17 protein-coding genes are annotated in these 17,663 nt (G+C 49.9%); 12 read left to right on the top strand and 5 right to left on the bottom strand.

Annotated elements, in window-relative coordinates; translation table 11 throughout:
* Window positions 1-149: 149 nt before the first annotated feature.
* The gene (locus AB4Z29_RS17355) at window positions 150-569 is read left to right on the top strand and encodes a VOC family protein (protein ID WP_441944281.1); all 420 of its coding nucleotides are present in this window, start codon (window positions 150-152) and stop codon (window positions 567-569) included.
* Window positions 570-712: 143 nt separating this feature from the next.
* On the opposite strand, the gene AB4Z29_RS17350 is transcribed toward AB4Z29_RS17355, so the two are convergent.
* Window positions 713-1,780, bottom strand: coding sequence for a helix-turn-helix transcriptional regulator (locus AB4Z29_RS17350; protein WP_441944280.1), 1,068 nt, complete (start codon window positions 1,778-1,780; stop codon window positions 713-715).
* Window positions 1,781-1,921: 141 nt separating this feature from the next.
* Between AB4Z29_RS17350 and AB4Z29_RS17345 the strand changes: the two genes are divergently transcribed.
* From AB4Z29_RS17345 to AB4Z29_RS17335, 3 genes are all read left to right on the top strand, one after another.
* Window positions 1,922-2,647 (top strand): class I SAM-dependent methyltransferase, encoded by a 726-nt coding sequence (locus AB4Z29_RS17345; protein WP_441944279.1) that lies wholly within the window; start codon window positions 1,922-1,924, stop codon window positions 2,645-2,647.
* A complete protein-coding gene (locus AB4Z29_RS17340) occupies window positions 2,644-3,762 on the top strand; it encodes a saccharopine dehydrogenase family protein (RefSeq protein ID WP_441944278.1) in 1,119 nt (372 codons plus the stop codon). Before AB4Z29_RS17345 ends, AB4Z29_RS17340 begins: the two co-directional genes overlap by 4 nt.
* A gap of 200 nt (window positions 3,763-3,962) precedes the next feature.
* On the top strand, window positions 3,963-5,060 hold the full coding sequence (locus AB4Z29_RS17335; RefSeq protein WP_441944277.1) for a hypothetical protein: 1,098 nt from the start codon (window positions 3,963-3,965) through the stop codon (window positions 5,058-5,060).
* 206 nt (window positions 5,061-5,266) lie between these two features.
* On the opposite strand, the gene AB4Z29_RS17330 is transcribed toward AB4Z29_RS17335, so the two are convergent.
* The 3 genes from AB4Z29_RS17330 to AB4Z29_RS17320 all read right to left on the bottom strand — a co-directional run bounded on the left by AB4Z29_RS17330 (window position 5,267) and on the right by AB4Z29_RS17320 (window position 7,904).
* Window positions 5,267-6,016 carry an MBL fold metallo-hydrolase gene (locus AB4Z29_RS17330; protein WP_441944276.1) on the bottom strand — a complete coding sequence of 250 codons (750 nt, stop codon included), beginning with the start codon at window positions 6,014-6,016 and terminating at the stop codon, window positions 5,267-5,269.
* 179 nt (window positions 6,017-6,195) lie between these two features.
* The gene (locus tag AB4Z29_RS17325; RefSeq protein WP_441944275.1) at window positions 6,196-7,236 is read right to left on the bottom strand and encodes a sensor histidine kinase; all 1,041 of its coding nucleotides are present in this window, start codon (window positions 7,234-7,236) and stop codon (window positions 6,196-6,198) included.
* On the bottom strand, window positions 7,233-7,904 hold the full coding sequence (locus AB4Z29_RS17320) for a response regulator transcription factor (protein ID WP_441944274.1): 672 nt from the start codon (window positions 7,902-7,904) through the stop codon (window positions 7,233-7,235). The genes AB4Z29_RS17325 and AB4Z29_RS17320 overlap by 4 nt, the downstream gene beginning before the upstream one ends.
* Before the next feature lie 197 nt (window positions 7,905-8,101).
* On the opposite strand from AB4Z29_RS17320, the gene AB4Z29_RS17315 reads away from it, so the two are divergent.
* Together AB4Z29_RS17315 and AB4Z29_RS17310 are read left to right on the top strand one after the other, a co-directional pair.
* Window positions 8,102-8,869, top strand: a complete 768-nt coding sequence (locus AB4Z29_RS17315) for an ABC transporter ATP-binding protein (protein ID WP_441944273.1) — start codon at window positions 8,102-8,104, stop codon at window positions 8,867-8,869.
* Window positions 8,856-10,793, top strand: a complete 1,938-nt coding sequence (locus AB4Z29_RS17310; protein ID WP_441944272.1) for an FtsX-like permease family protein — start codon at window positions 8,856-8,858, stop codon at window positions 10,791-10,793. Before AB4Z29_RS17315 ends, AB4Z29_RS17310 begins: the two co-directional genes overlap by 14 nt.
* Here AB4Z29_RS17310 and AB4Z29_RS17305 read toward each other — a convergent pair.
* A complete protein-coding gene (locus tag AB4Z29_RS17305; RefSeq protein WP_441944271.1) occupies window positions 10,790-12,262 on the bottom strand; it encodes a helix-turn-helix domain-containing protein in 1,473 nt (490 codons plus the stop codon). The two genes, AB4Z29_RS17310 and AB4Z29_RS17305, sit on opposite strands and share 4 nt — an antisense overlap.
* 40 nt (window positions 12,263-12,302) lie before the next feature.
* Between AB4Z29_RS17305 and AB4Z29_RS17300 the strand changes: the two genes are divergently transcribed.
* From AB4Z29_RS17300 to AB4Z29_RS17275, 6 genes are all read left to right on the top strand, one after another.
* Complete coding sequence (locus tag AB4Z29_RS17300; protein ID WP_441944270.1) at window positions 12,303-12,434, top strand: hypothetical protein; 132 nt, start codon at window positions 12,303-12,305, stop codon at window positions 12,432-12,434.
* A gap of 207 nt (window positions 12,435-12,641) precedes the next feature.
* Complete coding sequence (locus AB4Z29_RS17295; RefSeq protein WP_441944269.1) at window positions 12,642-13,178, top strand: hypothetical protein; 537 nt, start codon at window positions 12,642-12,644, stop codon at window positions 13,176-13,178.
* A 23-nt stretch (window positions 13,179-13,201) separates the two neighbouring features.
* Window positions 13,202-14,488 (top strand): stalk domain-containing protein, encoded by a 1,287-nt coding sequence (locus tag AB4Z29_RS17290; protein ID WP_441944268.1) that lies wholly within the window; start codon window positions 13,202-13,204, stop codon window positions 14,486-14,488.
* 195 nt (window positions 14,489-14,683) lie between these two features.
* Window positions 14,684-15,697, top strand: a complete 1,014-nt coding sequence (locus AB4Z29_RS17285; RefSeq protein ID WP_441944267.1) for a FecCD family ABC transporter permease — start codon at window positions 14,684-14,686, stop codon at window positions 15,695-15,697.
* Window positions 15,694-16,728: a FecCD family ABC transporter permease gene (locus AB4Z29_RS17280; protein WP_441944266.1), complete on the top strand. Its 1,035-nt coding sequence runs from the start codon at window positions 15,694-15,696 to the stop codon at window positions 16,726-16,728. Before AB4Z29_RS17285 ends, AB4Z29_RS17280 begins: the two co-directional genes overlap by 4 nt.
* 43 nt (window positions 16,729-16,771) lie before the next feature.
* The gene (locus AB4Z29_RS17275) at window positions 16,772-17,632 is read left to right on the top strand and encodes a hypothetical protein (protein ID WP_441944265.1); all 861 of its coding nucleotides are present in this window, start codon (window positions 16,772-16,774) and stop codon (window positions 17,630-17,632) included.
* Window positions 17,633-17,663: the final 31 nt, after the last annotated feature.

The raw sequence follows: 17,663 nt of genomic DNA, 5'->3' as shown, positions 1-17,663 counted from the left end.
CTTTTTTTTTTGCTGTGGAAATAAATCTCAAAAAATAGCAATCTGTAAGAAATCATAGGCTGTGAAAAATGCTAGAATAACGATATAATCAAATCGATTCGCTCTGAATCAAACCAAAGCTAACTATTCTAAAGATGAGGTGATGGGTAATGGCTTTTAAGTCCAGCAACATATATGTCAATTTACCGGTTAAAGATTTGAATAAATCAGTGGAATTTTTCACGAAGATCGGTTTTGAATTCAACCCGCAATTTACCGATGAGAATGCAACCTGTATGATTATTGGCGACAATATATACGCGATGCTGCTCGTTGAAGATTTCTTCAAATCCTTTATTGACAAAGAGATTGCCGATGCCGAAAAAACGACCGAGGTCATTGTCGCCCTATCTGCAGAAAGCAGAGCGGAAGTGGACGAGATCGTTAAGCGGGCTTTGGCAGCGGACGCTAAGCCTTACCGTGACCCTGTTGACCACGGCTTTATGTACAGCTGGAGCTTCCAGGATCTTGATAATCACTTGTGGGAGCTTGCGTTTATGGAGCCGAGTGCAATCGAGCAGGGCGAATAAGTGGAATGAGAAGAGGCTGGCGCATATGCGTCAGCCTCTTTTTTTGCGGCAATAGCTTGATGGTGAGCATTTGCCTGAATCGCAGCAGCTTCCAATGCGCTAGCGCCTTATGACTCGACTCATGCAATTTCGATAGCATCGAATCAGCTGTGCCTGGCGACCAATTCCCATAACAGCTCCCGTCTGCTGTTCACGCCGATTTTAGCGAAAATGGATTTGAGATGGTCTTGGACGGTATACGCGGATATATGAAGGGAAAATGCCATTTCCTTCGTGGAGAAGCCTTTAATCATCCGTTCAATCACTTCATTCTCGCGTACAGATAAGCCATACGCCTGCGCGATCAGCGGGAGTACATCGGCTGGCTTGGCCTGCTCGATCGTAATCCCAATCTGGATCAGGCTGGCTGAGCTCGCAAGCTTGGACGCTTTAATTGCCAGGTACGAACCATCCGGCATAAGGATGCAAACCTTCGCCGCGCTGCTGCTCTCGCCTGGCTGTCCCAAGGCGCGCGAGCCAACAGCCCTCAGTGGTCTTGGCAGCGTACACGGACCAAGCCCTTCCATCTTCCTCAGCTCGTCCAGCCAATAGATAGCGGCAGCATTGAAGCTGCTCGGTTCAAGCCGATCACTCAGGATAACGAGGCCTGCTTCCTGCCTTCTCGCCACCCTATCAGACGCAGCTGGCCTCAGTGCGGCGGTTTTTATCGATTTGGCTAGACTGGGTGCAATCGAGGCGATGAACAAACACTCCTCCTCGCGAAAGAATGGTTCATCCGTGCGACGGAACATTGTTAAATACCCCCAGCAGGCCCCCTCGTGTATCAACACAGCACGAAGCTCATCTCCGAATCCAGCCGGTTCAAGCACCTCGCGGTATCGCCCGCTGCGAGTCGGCTGTCCTTCTGCCGCAGCGTATAAGCTGGCGGCTGGAAGCGGAGCATGAATCAAATGCTCGTAGCTGTTGAAATCCTCATGCCCATGACTGTATTCATAATCGAACAGCCGGTGATGAATGGCCTCGATGGCGTCATCGGTGGATGAACCGGTCGAGAGCAGCGTGATCGGATCAGTGGAGGTGCAGCAAGCCGCGGCAAATGGAACCGCATTGCGGATCAACGCGAGAGCTGCTTCCCGGCAGTGCCTTGCTGACTGAGAGGCCGGCCCCAACGTATCTAATTTTCGTTTAAAAGCTTCCAAACGATCCATCATGCCTTCGGCTCCTATCTAAAATCCCACATTTGTGGGATAGCGGTCGCTTGTATCCTCATCAATAATGAATAGTAATTCCCCATCATTTTACCAAACAGAAGGGGAGGATGAACAGACGAACGCAAATAGGAGTGAGCGGCTTTGAATCAAACAAACGCGTCCATGGACTGGAACAACCCCCAAGCGGGCAATTACGAGCGTACGATCGCTTTGAAAATACCGGGCTATTATCTGCTGTACGATATGATGGATCGCCTGTTGACCGCCCAGCTGGCAGGCATGCAAGAGCCGGCGCATATTCTTGTTGTAGGCGCAGGCGGCGGCCAGGAGCTGGCGACGCTTGGCGGACGGCACAGCAGCTGGAGCTTCACTGGCGTGGATCCTTCTGCCCCAATGGTGCTTGCTGCGCGTCAACGTACGGAGCTGGCAGGACTAAAGGGCCGGGTGACTCTCGTTCAAGGGGAGATCGATAAGCTGGATGCACATATACGTTATTCGGCTGCAACTTGTTTGCTCGTCTTGCACTTTGTTCAAGGTGCCGAGCAGAAGCTAAAGCTCCTGCAAAGCATTGCCGATCGGCTTGACGAAGGTGCTCCGTTATTTATTGCGGCTATCAATGGAAAGCTCGGGACGGAAGCCTTCACTGTTCAACTATTGGCTTGGAAAAGCCATATGCTGGACAACGGGATATCATTGCCTGAATGGGAACGTTTTGCGAGCTCGCTCGGCGCCGAATCCGATCCCATTCCTGCAAGCGAGCTTGAAGGGTTGCTTGCGGAAGCCGGGTTTGAGCAAGTGACCCGTTTTTTCGGCACGTATTTGATTGACGGCATGTTTGCCATAAAGAAAAGCAGGAAGCTGCTATGAAAACAGACATCCTTGTCGTAGGCGGATATGGACATGTTGGCGGGCAAATTTGCAGGCTGTTGGCAGCCTCATATCCTGGACGTGTCTATGCTGCAGGAAGAAGTCTAGAGCGTGCCGAGCAGTTTTGCAGAGACGCTGGAGGCGGTATTATGCCACTGCGCCTTGATGTTGGAAAACCTATTTCCAGGCAGCTTTTGGACAGCGTTAAGCTCGTTATTATGTGTTTGGACCAGACTGCCGCGGATTTTGCGGAGTCATGCTTGAAAGCTGGAACCGATTATGTCGATGTATCGGCAAACGGCCGCTTTTTTGAAGTGATGGAGCAATTGAAACGGAGAGATAGGCACGTGAACGGTACTGCGCTATTGAGCGTAGGGCTTGCTCCGGGACTAACTAATCTTCTGGCATTGAAGGCCGTTCAAGCGATGGACCATATAGACCGGATCGAGATAGGCATTATGCTCGGTCTGGGAGATGCACACGGAAAGGCAGCGATCGAATGGACGGTGGACAGCCTCAATCGAGAATTCGAGATTACCGAAAACCGTCTTTTCCGGAAGGTAAGCAGCTTCTCCGAAGGTCGGAAGACTGATTTTGGAAGGAAATGGGGAATAAGAACCGCCTTTCGTTTTCCTTTCTCCGATCAGCAGACCCTCCCGTCAACGCTGGACGTGCCGAGTATTTCGACTAGACTATGCTTTGATTCCCGTATGGCAACGACTGCGGTGTCTGTGCTTAGGAAAGCGGGCTTCATTCGGTTTTTACGAAGGGGTGGCCTAAGAAAGCTGGCCATTCAAGCGTTCGGTAAGCTTAAATTCGGATCAGAGGGATACGCTGTGAAAATTGCCGGCTACGGCAAGCTGGCAGGGGCAGATACGGTGGCAGAGTACGGCATTCAAGGAGAGAGGGAAGCAGATGTAACGGCTGCGGTTGCCGCTGCGGCAGCAAAGGAGATGTACGAAGGCAGCATGCCCAAAGGGATTTTTCATATTGAGCAATTGTTTGAATTGGATTTGCTGGATCATGGCATATCGCTGCGGCTGAATGGCAGCGAAAGAGCGAGTCATGTGTCTCTCGTAAAGCCGATTCAAAGCTGGTATCGTATCCAAAGCTAGTCTAGTATCCAGAGCCATATAAGATGAACTAAACATGAGTATGCCGTTAGCGCTGCGTGACCAAAGTCATTCTTCCGATCGGGGTTGCAGCGAAATGGTCTTGAATCGTTCAACTTATATAGTCAGCTGCTCCGTTCATTTGGTATAATTAGGATTCGTTTTCCAGATCCTGAAGATCAAATGAACGGGGAGAGTGCAGCATGGAAAAGTCGGCTATGGTTGCTTTCATCATGGAGGAAATGTCGCATACGAGCATAGATAAGCGTGAGTTTGACGCAAGCATGGAGCGGATATTCGGCAGAAAGGGTGAACTTACGGCGGAGAGCTTGCTGGGATGGGAGGAAAAAGAGCTCGCCACACTATATCAGATTGTCTCCGGAATGAGGCTGACACGCTTGCATGTGCCGAATCTATTAGAAGCATACGCGAGCATGGATACAAGCAAACTATCCTCCCGAGTATCGTTCGGACATATCGACTTGGAGGAAGAGGCTCATGAGCAACCTCGCATCCATCAACAGTACGGAAGCTACGACGTTCCTCCCACGGTTAGTCGATTGTATGAGCTAGAGGCTGAGCTCGGCGGCGCAATGGATTTAGAGCTAGGACTCATTATGCAGAAACATGATTTTCGTTATCCCTCTACCCCGCCTGACTTTATTCCATTTGCCAGCTCGGGCGGGGATGGCATTCATTATTGCTTTGTCACCGATTTCGGCACGGCTGCGGATCTGGAGCAAGCTTTTATTGCGGTAGTATCGCCGATGGATTCGGAATCCGGCATCTGGTTGGTCGCTAGAAATATAAATGACTTTTTGCGTATGATTATTACGGATCGGTTTTTGCTGAACAATAATCCTGCAATGCTGGAAGCCTACCTGGCGAATAAGCAGCAGCTTGCGGACGAGAAAAGAGCGTCAGCGCCAGCGATGGTGCGACTTCGCGAGATGTTCGGGCTGCAAGGAATAACGGATTTATCGCATCATGCACAAACGCTGCGCGAAGAAAGAAGCAAGGCGATATGCATGGAAACAGAGGATACGATTGGTATCGTTCCGCTGTCTGCGGCAGCAGCAAAAAGGGCTACGAAGCCGCTTTCGATCAACTGGGAGGATGGCAGAGCGCTTATTGCTATGCTTCGCGAAGACGAGCCGGAAACGAAGCTTGCGATCATTCGCGACGCGCAGCATTTGAATCGGATACCGGCTGACAGGAGGCTGCTTACGCACTGCAAGCTGGCGCTGAAACAGCTCGGGTTTTACCACGAAGCGTACAATTTAATGGAACTGGATCGTTAAATGCAAACCAGACAAGAGCTGCCTAGACGCCTTTCATGACGGATCGTGCAGCTCTTATTTAGTTGAACGAATGTATACGTCAGCTATTCAACTTCATTCTACTGCGCTGCAATTGCTTGGTTGCCTCCCTTGTTCAAGAAATATGCAGGCGTAATGCATAAGCACTATCATCCTGGATTCATGCTTCTAATTGCAGCAGCAGCTGCTTATTCAGCAGCGAGCTCCTGAAGCCGCTCATTGACATGGCTGCCATACAAACCGCCGTGGTAGCAGATAACGGTTTCGATATCGTAGGCTGTTAACTTTCGAATCGATTGCTTGGCGAGACCATAATCCGTGCATAGCTGCGGGTCTGGCCCGAGCAGCTCATCATTCTGGACGAGCAGCGCATCCGCAGCAATTAAAGTTTTGCTGGCTTTATGATACAAGCATAGATGGCCTGGCGTATGGCCAGGAGTCTCGATGATGACAATGCCGCCGCAATAAGGCAGCTCTTGGCCGTCTTCGATCAGCGTATCTACGCAGCCTCTCGGTGGGTTTTCGAGCGTCCTGCGGAATGCGGCACGCCACTCTTCGGGAACTTCCTTCGGCAGCGAGTTAATGGCCTGCCGAACGGCCTCCGAGGTCAGCTTGAGAAGCCGCTTTGCTCCTTGAATATAAGGAGCCTCGATCGCTGACGCGAGCACCTCGGCAGGTGTAGGCAGCTCATTCACGATCGCCGACAAGCCTCCGATATGATCGAGATCTTGATGCGTAACGATGATATGGCTAAGCTTGTTGAACGGAACGCCAGCCCGCTCTATTTGCTCTTTAATTAAAGAGAGCTGTCCCGGATAACCGGTATCGACTAGAATGACCGTATTTCCGTCCCACAGTAAAGTCGGATAAATGGTCTCCATTCTCCCCATCATAACTGCTGATATCGGCAGCATATTCACTCCGTTTGCAATGTTCATGTTAACCCTCCGTCATTTTAAAGCTATCGTGAAAGCATAAAAACGGTTCTCAGGTCATAGTTTAACAACAAAACGAAAAATGGTAAATACCAAAATATTTTATTATATCACAAAAATAAATATTTGTCAATAACAATTATAGGGATATCGAGGCGGAAAAAGCAAACAAACTTCTCCGCCTATCCTTTGGAACTGTACCATTCGCCATAATTTCTTATTTTCGGGAAATGAATGATCAATCGCGTGAAACGCTCCTCCTCCGATTGCACGGATAAGTCGTGACCGAGCTTAAGCGCCAATTGCTTCGCTAAGTAAAGTCCCATTCCGGTCGATTTGGTCTGAGCTCTGCCATTGGCCCCGGTAAAACCTTTCTCGAATACGCGTCCGATGTCCTCGGTGGAGATTCCGATTCCGGTATCTACAATGAGCATTCGCTTCTCTTTGCTGTCCTCCTCGAAAGTAACGGCAATCTTCCCGCCTTCCTTCGTATATTTCAAGCTATTCGACGTCACTTGGTCGATGATAAAGGCCAGCCATTTGCCGTCGCTCTGCACCTCGAAGCCAGCCTGCTCCATCTCAAAGCGGATATGCTTGTTTATAAACAGCTTCGCATGTTTTTTAACGCAATCCTTCATCATTTGGGCAAGATGAACCTCAGTGATGAAGTAATCCCGCGAGAAGGAGTCGATACGCGAATAATATAGCGCCTGCTCGACGCAGCCATCGATTTTGCCAAGCTCGTCCTCGAACTTATCTACCATATAGTCAACGCTTTTATCCCCGCTGTTGCTGATGAGAAGCCTGCTCGCCGCGATAGGAAGCTTGACTTCGTGAATCCATGACATAATGAAGTCTTGATGATCGCGTTTTTCGTTCACCAGCTGCTGCATTTGCTCCGCATGCTCGCGCTGGAGCTTGCCAATGAGCTGGAGATACTGCGCTTGCTCTGCATTTTGCGGTAAAGGCATAGCGGCGGCAATCGAATCGCCGCCCTGCTCGATGACGGCGGTGAGCTCCTTTAGAAACAACTTTCGATAATAGAAGCCGATGACGATATACAATGCAGCGATTACGAAGCAGACGGCATTGACATAGACCACATTGCTCAGCGCGGATCGGGAAGGAATGCTTATGGCCAGAATGAGGGATACAAAGAGCATAAGCGCCGCGTATAGCATGATGAAGTAACGTTTATCCTTCAAATAATTGGGGAAGCTCATTGGACCATATACCCTTGTCCTTTCTTTGTTGTAATGAAGCTGTCCTTGCCGAGCTCGGCAAGCTTTTTGCGCAGCCGCGTAATGTTGACGGTCAGCGTATTGTCGTCTACGAAGCTTTCATCCTCCCATAAGCTTCGCATTATTTTTTGGCGGGTAACGATTGCGCCTCTGTGCTTCATGAGCATATGCAGAATAATAAATTCCGTCTTGGTAAGCTCAGCCTTCAGCTCGCCGGATCTCACGTCGCCGTCCTTCAGGCTGAGTACGATGCCATCATGCTCGATACTGCTGGCGCTGACCTCAACATAGGAATAGGTGCGCCGCAGCAAGGCGTTAATTTTGGCGAGCAGCACATCCATGAAAAAGGGCTTCTGAATGAAATCGTCGCCCCCCATATTCATGGCCATAATCATATCCAGCGGCGTATCCCGTGAGGATAGAAACAGAATAGGCACATTGGACACTTCTCTTATTTTGCGGCACCAATGAAAGCCGTCGAAGGAAGGCAGATTAATGTCCATGAGCACGAGGTGGGGCTGCTCTTTTATAAAAAGCGGAAGGATATGGTCGAAATCATCGGCGATCACGGCTTCAAAGCCCCACTTGGCCAGTGATTCTCCGAGCATTTCAGCGATGACACGGTCATCCTCCACTAGCAATATTTTCATGTTTAGCTCCTCCGATAGTTAGCTGTTAACGGCTTCGTCTTTATACTACGGAAGCTTGGCGAAGACGTAAACCTATTTCCGCGATCCTAACAAAATTGTAAGGTTGGCGCTATTGTTGTAAGCCACAGCACAGGATAGCTAAGCTACAATAGAGGCAGGCGAAAGCTACAAAACTTGAAAGTACGGAGGAAACATAGATGAGAACGATCGTTGAAGCACGGCAAGTGAAAAAGTTATTCGGCTCAAAGGGAAGCGTATCGACCGCGCTGCAGGAGATTGACCTGACGGTGCTTGAAGGTGAGTTTGTAGGCATTATGGGGCCGTCGGGCTCGGGCAAATCAACGCTGCTGCATTTAATTGCGGCTATCGACGAGCCGACGGCTGGCTCCATCCATATCGATGGCAGCAATCTCCATACGATGAACGAGGAGCAAATATCGAAGTTCCGCCGCGACAAGCTGGGCTTCTTGTTTCAGGATTACAATTTGCTTGATACGTTGACGGTAAAGGAAAATATTTTACTGCCGCTTGCACTCGCCAAGGTTCCTGTTGCGGAGCTGGAGCTGCGCGTTGAAGAAATCGCCGACAAATTCGGAATAAAGCCGCTGCTTGCCAAATATCCCTACCAGCTCTCGGGCGGTCAGAAGCAGCGAACGGCCGCTTCGCGCGCCATTATAGCAAAGCCCAGCCTGATTCTCGCCGACGAGCCGACCGGAGCGCTCGATTCCAAGTCGGCGACCGATCTGCTGGAAAGCTTAAAGGAACTGAACGAGCAGGATCGGGCTACGCTGCTGATGGTGACGCACGATGCGTTCGCCGCGAGCTATTGCAGCCGCGTGCTGTTTATTAAGGATGGAACTATTTTCACCGAATTGGTGAAAGGGCAAACACCGCGCAAAGCTTTTTTTCGGAAAATACTAGATGTTCTTTCGGTGCTTGGAGGTGGAGCGGGTGACGTTATTTAGTACGGCAGTCAAAAACATGAAGGGCAACTTTCGCAATTATCTCATCTATTTCGTGTCGATGATGTTCAGCGTCGTTATTTATCATACATTCGTATCGCTGCAGTACAGCACGGACATTCAAGCAAGCATAGCGTTATCCAAAAACGTAGAGGTCACCTTTAAGACCGCTTCGTTCGTCCTTATCTTGTTTGTCTTCATCTTCATCTGGTTCTCGAACTCGTTTTTCACACGGAAGCGGAAGAAGGAAGTGGCACTTTACTCCTTGCTTGGCGTAAGGAAACGCTCGATCGGCAAAATGCTCTTCTACGAAAATCTGATCATCAGCACCATCGTGCTTGCTGCGGGCATTCTGATAGGCACGCTGCTCTCCAAAATGTTCGGAATGCTCTTGCTCAAGCTGCTCGGAACAACGGCGGAGATCGGGTTTCACGTGTCGGGCAGCGCGATCTTGAATACGACTCTGGTATTCGCCATCATTATTCTGATCACGTCGATTCAAGGCTACAGGCTTATTTACCGCTTCAAGCTCATTGATCTATTTCAAGCGGACAAACAAGCCGAGTCTGTTCCGAAGGCATCTCCTTTACTGGCTCTGCTGGCTGCCATTCTGCTGGCAACCGGGTATGTATTTATTTCCTTATCCTTTGATTCCGAGTCCGACTTGATGCGCAATTATGGAGTGGCTTTCGTCGGAATTACTTTGGGCACGTATTTGCTGTTTCGCTGCTTAACCGTATTTCTGCTGCGTCTTGCGCAAAAGAATAAAGCTAGGTACTACCGAGGTCTGAGCGTAGTCGGAACGTCACAGCTGCTGTTCCGGATGCGCGGCAACGTTGGAACGCTGACCATTATTGCATTGCTCAGCGCGTTCACGCTGCTTGCAACCGATATCGCATTCAGCCAATATTACACGAACACGAAGCATGCGGAGCAAACCTCGCCGTTCAGTTACATGCATCTATCGCAGGGGCAAGCGTTCGACGAGCAAGTCAATCGGATCATAGCAGCTGACAACAAGCATGCGATAACGGCAGCCATCGACATTCCGGTCATTAAATCAAGCGGCCGCACATCAAGCGGAGCCGTGCTTCCAGAGCGTTATTCCGAAGAAGATGATAAGCCGGTCAAAATCATTTCAACGACTACTTATGGCGTAATAGCCAAGGCGCTCCACCTTGAACGTGCAGTCAATCCAGCGAAAGGCGAAGCCGTAGCCGTTAAGACGATGTACACCGACTACAGCCTGTCTGATTACAAGAAGGAGAAGCTGACGCTAGAGCTGCCAACGCAAAGCTGGGAACTGTCATTCAGCGACCTGCTGGAGGATCGGATTTTAAGCTGGACGTTCCCTGACTTCGTAATCGTAATAAGCGACGAGCTTTACCATGAACTTGAGCAGTTGAGTACCGAGGTCCTCTATAAGGCATACAAGGTGGAGGGAGAGTCATCGACAGTTGAGACAGCCACGAAGCTGATGCGGCTGGACAGAGCGGAGAAAGCAGGTCTAACTTCTTATTATCATGAGTATAAAATGGGCTTGGAGGACACGGGAATCGGCACGTTCGTCGCCGTGTTCTTGGGTTTAGTCTTTTTGGCCGCTACCGGCAGCATCCTGTATTTCAAGCAGCTTACCGAAGCGCATTCAGATAAGGAGCGATATACGATTCTGCGTAAAATAGGGGTGACGAGGAAAGAAATTCGGGCATCCATATTAAAGCAGTCCCTGTTCATATTCGGACTTCCGCTGCTGCTTGGCATTACGCACAGCATTGTCGTTGTGAACGCCATGTCTAAGCTGTTCTCCAATTTGGTTGATGTGAACTTTACGGTACCCGTACTTTTCTCCACTGCCTTATACGTGATGATTTATTTGTTCTATTATATTCTGACCGTAACCTCATTCAACAAAATCGTGAACAGCTAAACCATCGAGCGACTCCTTTGCCAGTCTGGCTGATCCATAGCGCTGCTTGTCAAACCCGTCTTTGCAAAATAACGCGTCATCGCACGAATCATATACTCGCGGCCAATGGGGCCCCAAGGGTCCCATTCGCGCGAATCGGGATAGTAGACGCGATTTTCCTTGACCGCTCGAAGATTCTGCCATCGCTCGTTGCCCGCCAGCTCGTTCACTTCGGTTTCTTCGCTCCAAATGATCAAGATGTTCTCAGGGTCCAGGTCAAACAGCTGCTCAAGCGCATGATCGATGTAGACCGAATGCGTGATCCGTTCATCATTTTTGAACTGCAGCCGCCGATAGAACAGCTCTGTGAACGTGTGATCTTTAATTCCGTACAACCGACAGTTGTTTGGAAGCAGCCGAATAATAACCCATTTGCCGTGTTTGGTGGCGTGGGAGAGCTTTTTTCTTGTTTCCTGCTCGAGCAAGGTCATCTGCCGGATGATGCGCTCTGCTTCCCGCTCCTTCTGGACGCGAACCGCGATGCTTCGCAGATAATGCTCCCAGGTTGTGGAGGGATCAATAAAAATCGTATTTTTGTTGGCGTTCCATAGTTGGTCATTCGGATTTTTTTGAAACTCCGTTTTGAGAATCATATCCGGAGATAACCGCATGACGTCGCTCGTCATAATGGTCCGCTCCGCGTTGAGCGGAATCGTACCGGACAACCGGTCATGCAAATAGGTCGGGAAACCGGAAGGCGTCGTGAAATATTTCGGATAGCTAGGTGCCGCAATTGGCAATATGCCGAGGGCGAGCAAATGATCCTGCAGAAAATAGCTGCTGACGACAGCGATTTTTCGGTCGCGCCGCTTGAGATAGACGGAGGGGGAAATTCCCTCCGTCTTTTTGAATACACGGCTGAAATACAGCTCATCCTGGTAGCCGATTGACGTCGCGACGTCGCGCAGCGCGGCACTTGGCTCGCTCATGAGCTCCTTTGCGCGCATCATGCGCAGTCTCGTTAAATAATGGCCGGGTGTCAGCCCTGTCATTTTTTTGAAGGCGCGGCAATAAGAGCTGGGTGTCATTCCCGCCATTATCGGAAGGTCGCTCATCTGAATGGCCTTCGCAAACTTTTCTTCCATATAGGCGATCGTTTGCTGCACCGATTCGTTAACCGTCTGTTTGTTTGTTTTTAGAGGGACATGCATGTGCAGCAGCAGCTCGCAGAAGAGCTGTTGTTTTTTTATATGGCTCAGCATGCTTTGCTCCTTAAACGCCTGATGCAGCTGAATAACCAATGTTTCTGTGACAGCAGCCGAAGCATAGCGGACGAGCTGCTCCTCATCATATAACGGTGAGTGGTCAGGGTCTCCTGCGAAGTTAAGTTCATTAGTAGCTAGCCTAACGCATTTGTAGTGGATGAGATGAATCCGAATGAGGTTATCCGAATCATTCATAATCTGGATTTTCATCGCGGGCTCAAGCAAGAAGATAGCTCCTGCTTTAAGCGGGTAAGGCTGTTCATTTATGAAAAGGCAGCCGCTGCCATTTTGGACGCAGCAGATCGAGCTCCGCCCAGTTATAAACGGTTTGGAGCGAAAGCCAGGCTTGTATGTATGGTGCTTTATTGATAGCGGAGCAAAAGACAGCAATGGATGATCAGTATGCAATAGCGTACATCCCCTTAGCGATGAATGGTGGATATTTAGATTTGAGAACCATTATCAATAACATCTTAACAAAAATGGAAAGACAAAAAAAGCGGTTTTAGAAGCAAACGCATAAAAAATGAAGTTTTTGTCCATATGAATCGGACAATATCGTGTATACAAATTGGAAATCCTGATCTGTAGAATAGTATTGAAAATGATTATCATTCACATAGCGGGAGGGAATGGAACCATTTCTTATATGATGATTTGGAGTAAGGCGGGGACAGGGAAACGCAGCTGCTTGCTGCTTGCATACACATTATGCTTGGTCGTCATACTCGCTGGCTGTGGAACAGCCGGCAGCGAAACGGAAGCCAATCCGAAGGAGCAAAAGGCAGAAACAGCTGGTAACGGCGATCCGTTCGCGGAAGCCGACCCTGTTGCCATCCCGGATACGGAGTCTGGTATTTCGGATATGTCAGGCTTGATCAAATCGCTTAAACAAGCGGTGGAAGCCGATCAAACAGATGAGGCAAAGGCGTTCGCCCAGCAAATGGCAGGACTGTGGGTTGCACTGAAGCCAGACGTACAAGCAGCCGAATCTGCAAGGACTCAGATGCTGCAGGAGGATTTGAGCCAGCTTATTCAAGCCGTTCAAGCAAGCAAATGGGACAAAGAGCTGATTATTCAGCTCGATTACAAGCTCTACCAAAGCTTCCGCGATTTAAAGCTGGAGCTGCAGGACCAATAAAACACAGAATAGGTGGTATTTACATGTCTTCGGTCAAAAAACGGTTCATCGGTCTATTAGTAACACTCGCTCTTGTGATTTCAATCATTCCCGTTACAGCGGCTACCGCAGCAGCGGCAGCAATCAACGTTACGGTTGACGGCAAAAAGGTATCCTTCACTGTTGCTCCGCAAACGATTAACGGGCGTACGCTAGTCCCATACCGCACAATCGCGGAGACACTTGGCGGAGCTGTGAAATATGACGAGAAAGCCAAAAAAGCGACGATTACGAAAGGCAGCCAGAAGGTTGAATTAACGCTTGGCAGCAAAACGGCGAAGATCAATGGCGCTTCCGTAGCATTGGATGCGGCTCCAGCGAACGTGAAAGGCAGTGTGCTTGTACCCCTTCGGTTCGTAGGCGAGTCACTAGGCGTATGGGTCAATTGGAATGCGAAAACCTCAACTGCAGTCCTTGAGACGAAAAAGACGTTTAAGCATGCGCTTGGCACTACGACGCTGAACAGCGTTCCGAAGCGTATCGTTATTTTATTCAACGGCGGCGTAGACATCTCCGTATTGCTTGGCGTTAAACCGGTAGGCGCAGTAGAGTCCTACGTGCAGCAGCCTTTCTATGAATATATCCGTTCGGGTCTAATTGGTACAAAAACGCTTGGCGACGAGACACAGCCGAACGTTGAAGCGATCGTTGGCTTGAAGCCTGATCTGATTATCGCAACGAAAGACCGCCATGAGAAAATTTACGATCAGCTCAAAGCGATCGCGCCAACGATCGTAACGAAGGATCTCGCCGATTGGCAGGACAATCTGGACGTTGCTGCTTCGGTCTTGAACAAAGAAGAAATCGCAGCTAAGTTTATCGCCGATTGGAAAGTAAAAGTAGCGGATTTCAAAAGCATGCTGGCTGCAAAGGATAAAGGCGCTGAGATTTCCGTCATCCGTATCAATCCAAACGGAAGCGCACGTGCTTATAATACGGGCTTTGCCTATAAGATCTTCCAAGAGCTGGGCTTCGCAACGCCGAAAGCGCAGCTTGCGACGAAGCAAGAAATTATAAACGTAACGTCGAAGGAGCAGGTAAGCCTGCTTGACGGCGATTATATCTTTGACTTTACAACGGATTGGGACGGCGACGGCGCGATCTTCAAATACCAGAAGGAATGGACGGATAGTCCGCTTTGGAAAAATCTCGACGCCGTTAAGAACAAAAAATATTACAAAGTTAACGCGGTAACTTGGAACTTATCCGGTGGCGCAATGGCTGCGAAGCTAATGCTTGATGATTTGTATTTCTACTTTGACCTGAACTAACCGTTAAGCAAGCAAACTAATAGCTGGGAGCCTACAAAGAATGAGCCACAGTGCTCATTCTTTTGTGCGACTATAAGACTTTTTGCAATAGGGCTGCGGCTGAAATATCGTTTCAAGCTAGAGGCTTTCGCCATCCGTGGGTGGCGGGAGCCGTCTGTGCTTTATTCATTAAACGTAATGGGAGCGTTCGACGGAATGAATAATGGAAGAAACAGTACCATAGGCAAGATCGCAGGATTAGTTGCAGGCTTCATTCTTATGTTAGGCTGCTTCATTGCCAGCGTCCGATTCGGATTTACGACAGTCAAATGGAGCGATCTGACGGCAGTGATTACCGATTACGATGAAAGCTCGATGGAGCAGGTTGTCGTGATGACGACAAGGCTGCCACGCGCATGCATGGCGGCAGCGATTGGAGCGAGCCTGGCGATGGCCGGGGCATTGATGCAAGCCATAACGAGAAATCCGCTCGCCTCCCCAAGCGTAATGGGCATTAACGCAGGCGCAAGCGTAGGGATCGTAGCGGCGATTACGATTTTCAAAGTGACGCAAGTGAGTGTGCTCATATGGATTTCATTCAGCGGGGCCGCTGTGGCAGCGGCAGCCGTCTATGCACTCGGTTCGCTAGGCAGAGACGGGTTGTCTCCGCTCAAAATCATTATGGCAGGCTCTGCGATGACCGCATTGTTCGTGTCTATGACACAAGGAATGCTTGTCCATAATGAGAATGGCTTACAGGATGTTATGTTCTGGTTGGCCGGTTCAATTGCAGGGCGGGACATCCAAACGCTGGAGGCTGTTATTCCTTATATGGGGGTCGGTTGGGTAGCCGCGGTTCTGCTATCCAGGCAGTTGAATATTATCGGAATGGGCGAGGAAGCAGCGAGGGGGCTTGGCCAGCGAACGGGTCTAGTCAAGCTGGCTGCGGGCATCGTTGTTGTGGTGCTGGCTGGCGGCGCCGTGTCGGTAGCAGGTCCGATTGGTTTGATCGGCATCGTTATACCGCATATTGCCCGGTATATTTGCGGCCAGGATTATCGCTGGCTTCTACCTTACTGTGCGTTGCTTGGGGCGATTCTACTGCTTGCAGCAGACGTAATCGCTCGATTCATCATTTTGCCCGAAGAGGTTCCGGTCGGTATTATGACAGCGGCGATTGGTGCGCCATTCTTCATCTACATCGCCCGAAAGGAGCTGATGACAAGATGAAGCAATCCGTTGCAGGCGCAGGCCGCATAACGCGGCGTTTCCACGTGAAAACACTTCGGGCAGCCTTGCTGCTTGGAGCAGCTGCAATTCTTGTTCTCATCGCTAATTTAGCGTTTGGCGAACAGGTGATTAAGCCGGCTGACGTATGGGGCGCCTTGTTTGGCAAAGGAAACCCTGATCATGTTCTAATCGTGCAGTCGCTGCGCGCGCCAAGGGTCATCGTGGCTTTTCTCGTCGGCGCATCGCTTGCGGTTGCAGGCGCGATCCTGCAGAGCGTTATCCGCAATCCGCTTGCCGCACCTGATGTGGTTGGAATCACAGGCGGCGCATCCGTTGGAGCCGTAGCTTTTATTACTTATATGCCAAGCGCCGTGAGCATTCATTTTTTGCCGTTTGCGGCTATACTTGGGGCGTTCGGAGCAGCCTTGCTTATTTATTTCATCGCGTGGAAAAACGGCGTTAATCCGTTCCGGCTCGTGCTCGTTGGCATCGGAATCGCATCGCTGCTATCGGCGATAACGACCTTTATGCTCGTATTCAGCCCAGCGTATTCGGCAAGCTCCTCTTATATATGGCTCACCGGGACGGTTTACGGTTCGACTTGGAGCTATGTGTGGAACCTTTTGCCATGGAGCATCGTCTTATTGGGTATCTTGTATTTCTACACGAGACAGATGAATATGCAGCTCCTTGGCGATGAGCTGGCTATCGGTCTTGGAAGCCAGGTACAGAGGCACCGTTTTATACTCATTCTGATTAGCGTCGGTTTGGCAGGCTCTGCCGTTTCAATAGGCGGCGTTATCGGATTCGTCGGGCTGATCGCACCGCATGCGGCTCGGCGTATGGTCGGACCGATGGTCAGCAGGCTCATTCCCATATCGGCTTTATTCGGCGGTATTATCGTTGCATTAGCCGACTTGATCGCTCGGACGGCTTTTTTGCCGCTTGACATACCGGTCGGCGTATTTACTTCCGGCATAGGGGCGCCATTCTTTATTTATTTGCTGTACCGTACCAGAAATAACAGGTAGAGCTGCTTTGCAGCGAGACTTGCTCAGGAGGGAGTGGGATTGTTTGAGACGAAGGCTTATTCTTATATCATGTCTCTTGATTGCGGTTGCAGCTATTTCCATGTTTTTGCTTCGGGTAAGCGTGGATAAGGTTACCGTTCAGCGAATGATAACATTTCAGGAAGCAGAGCCGAACTCTCAGGTCGTTTGGAAAGACCGTGAGACGATAAGAGCATTCGAATACGCTTTTCGATTCGGAAAGAAGCAGCCGGGCATGGCTGACGTCGCCTTCCCTCCATACGCAGTCACACTCGGCAATCGTCAATATTTTCTATGGGTGTCGGACGATTATGAAGTTGGTACGTTCATGAAGCAAGGAGATACGGGAACGCTGTATAAGCTGCAGAAATCATCATCAGCAAAGCTGCAATCGATTCTTGCGCAGGCGTATTCGGTTAGCGGCAATGCTTCGGCAGCTGAGAGTGAGGCGGAGCGAAGCATGGATTTGTCTATCTTAGAGGACATGGAGCTGCAGGACCTGCCTTACGAGTCTCCTTCGCCGACAGGAGGGGCCTATGCACCAGCCTATTTAGACAGCGTGTCATATGCTGATGATGAGCGCCCTATAATCGAGCTCATTAATTTGCGGATTGGATTTATGCATGACAGCAATTGGGATGAGCTTATGAAGCTGTATACGGAGTCGGCAAGAGAGGCGAGGCAGGGAGCTGGAAGCTTTAATGGATTCACGGTAACGAGCATACGGATTGAAGGCGGAATTTCGATAAAAGAACAGAAAAGCTTGTTCGAGGCGACTGTCCATACGATGCAAAGCCGCGATGGCGGCGATCCTTCGAGCACGTTTTATGTTTTTCATCGCGGCAAAGAGCAAGGGGCGGTATGGCGCATTGCCGATGTCGACTAAAAAAGCGGGAGCCGATGGCTGGTTAAGTCAT

This window comes from Paenibacillus sp. 2TAB23, from assembly GCF_052115165.1.
GTDB lineage: Bacteria > Bacillota > Bacilli > Paenibacillales > Paenibacillaceae > Pristimantibacillus.
This window is presented reverse-complemented; position numbering and strand designations above follow the sequence as displayed.

Excerpts from the sequence above, each read along its gene's own strand:
- AB4Z29_RS17320 (WP_441944274.1), bottom strand. The coding sequence starts at position 7,904 with ATGAAAATATTGCTAGTGGAGGATGACCGTGTCATCGCTGAAATGCTC.
- AB4Z29_RS17285 (WP_441944267.1), top strand. The coding sequence starts at position 14,684 with ATGAATAATGGAAGAAACAGTACCATAGGCAAGATCGCAGGATTAGTT.
- AB4Z29_RS17280 (WP_441944266.1), top strand. The coding sequence starts at position 15,694 with ATGAAGCAATCCGTTGCAGGCGCAGGCCGCATAACGCGGCGTTTCCAC.
- AB4Z29_RS17355 (WP_441944281.1), top strand. The coding sequence starts at position 150 with ATGGCTTTTAAGTCCAGCAACATATATGTCAATTTACCGGTTAAAGAT.
- AB4Z29_RS17350 (WP_441944280.1), bottom strand. The coding sequence starts at position 1,780 with ATGATGGATCGTTTGGAAGCTTTTAAACGAAAATTAGATACGTTGGGG.
- AB4Z29_RS17300 (WP_441944270.1), top strand. The coding sequence starts at position 12,303 with ATGAAAAGGCAGCCGCTGCCATTTTGGACGCAGCAGATCGAGCTCCGC.
- AB4Z29_RS17340 (WP_441944278.1), top strand. The coding sequence starts at position 2,644 with ATGAAAACAGACATCCTTGTCGTAGGCGGATATGGACATGTTGGCGGG.
- AB4Z29_RS17315 (WP_441944273.1), top strand. The coding sequence starts at position 8,102 with ATGAGAACGATCGTTGAAGCACGGCAAGTGAAAAAGTTATTCGGCTCA.
- AB4Z29_RS17330 (WP_441944276.1), bottom strand. The coding sequence starts at position 6,016 with ATGAACATTGCAAACGGAGTGAATATGCTGCCGATATCAGCAGTTATG.
- AB4Z29_RS17325 (WP_441944275.1), bottom strand. The coding sequence starts at position 7,236 with ATGAGCTTCCCCAATTATTTGAAGGATAAACGTTACTTCATCATGCTA.
- AB4Z29_RS17335 (WP_441944277.1), top strand. The coding sequence starts at position 3,963 with ATGGAAAAGTCGGCTATGGTTGCTTTCATCATGGAGGAAATGTCGCAT.
- AB4Z29_RS17295 (WP_441944269.1), top strand. The coding sequence starts at position 12,642 with ATGATTATCATTCACATAGCGGGAGGGAATGGAACCATTTCTTATATG.
- AB4Z29_RS17290 (WP_441944268.1), top strand. The coding sequence starts at position 13,202 with ATGTCTTCGGTCAAAAAACGGTTCATCGGTCTATTAGTAACACTCGCT.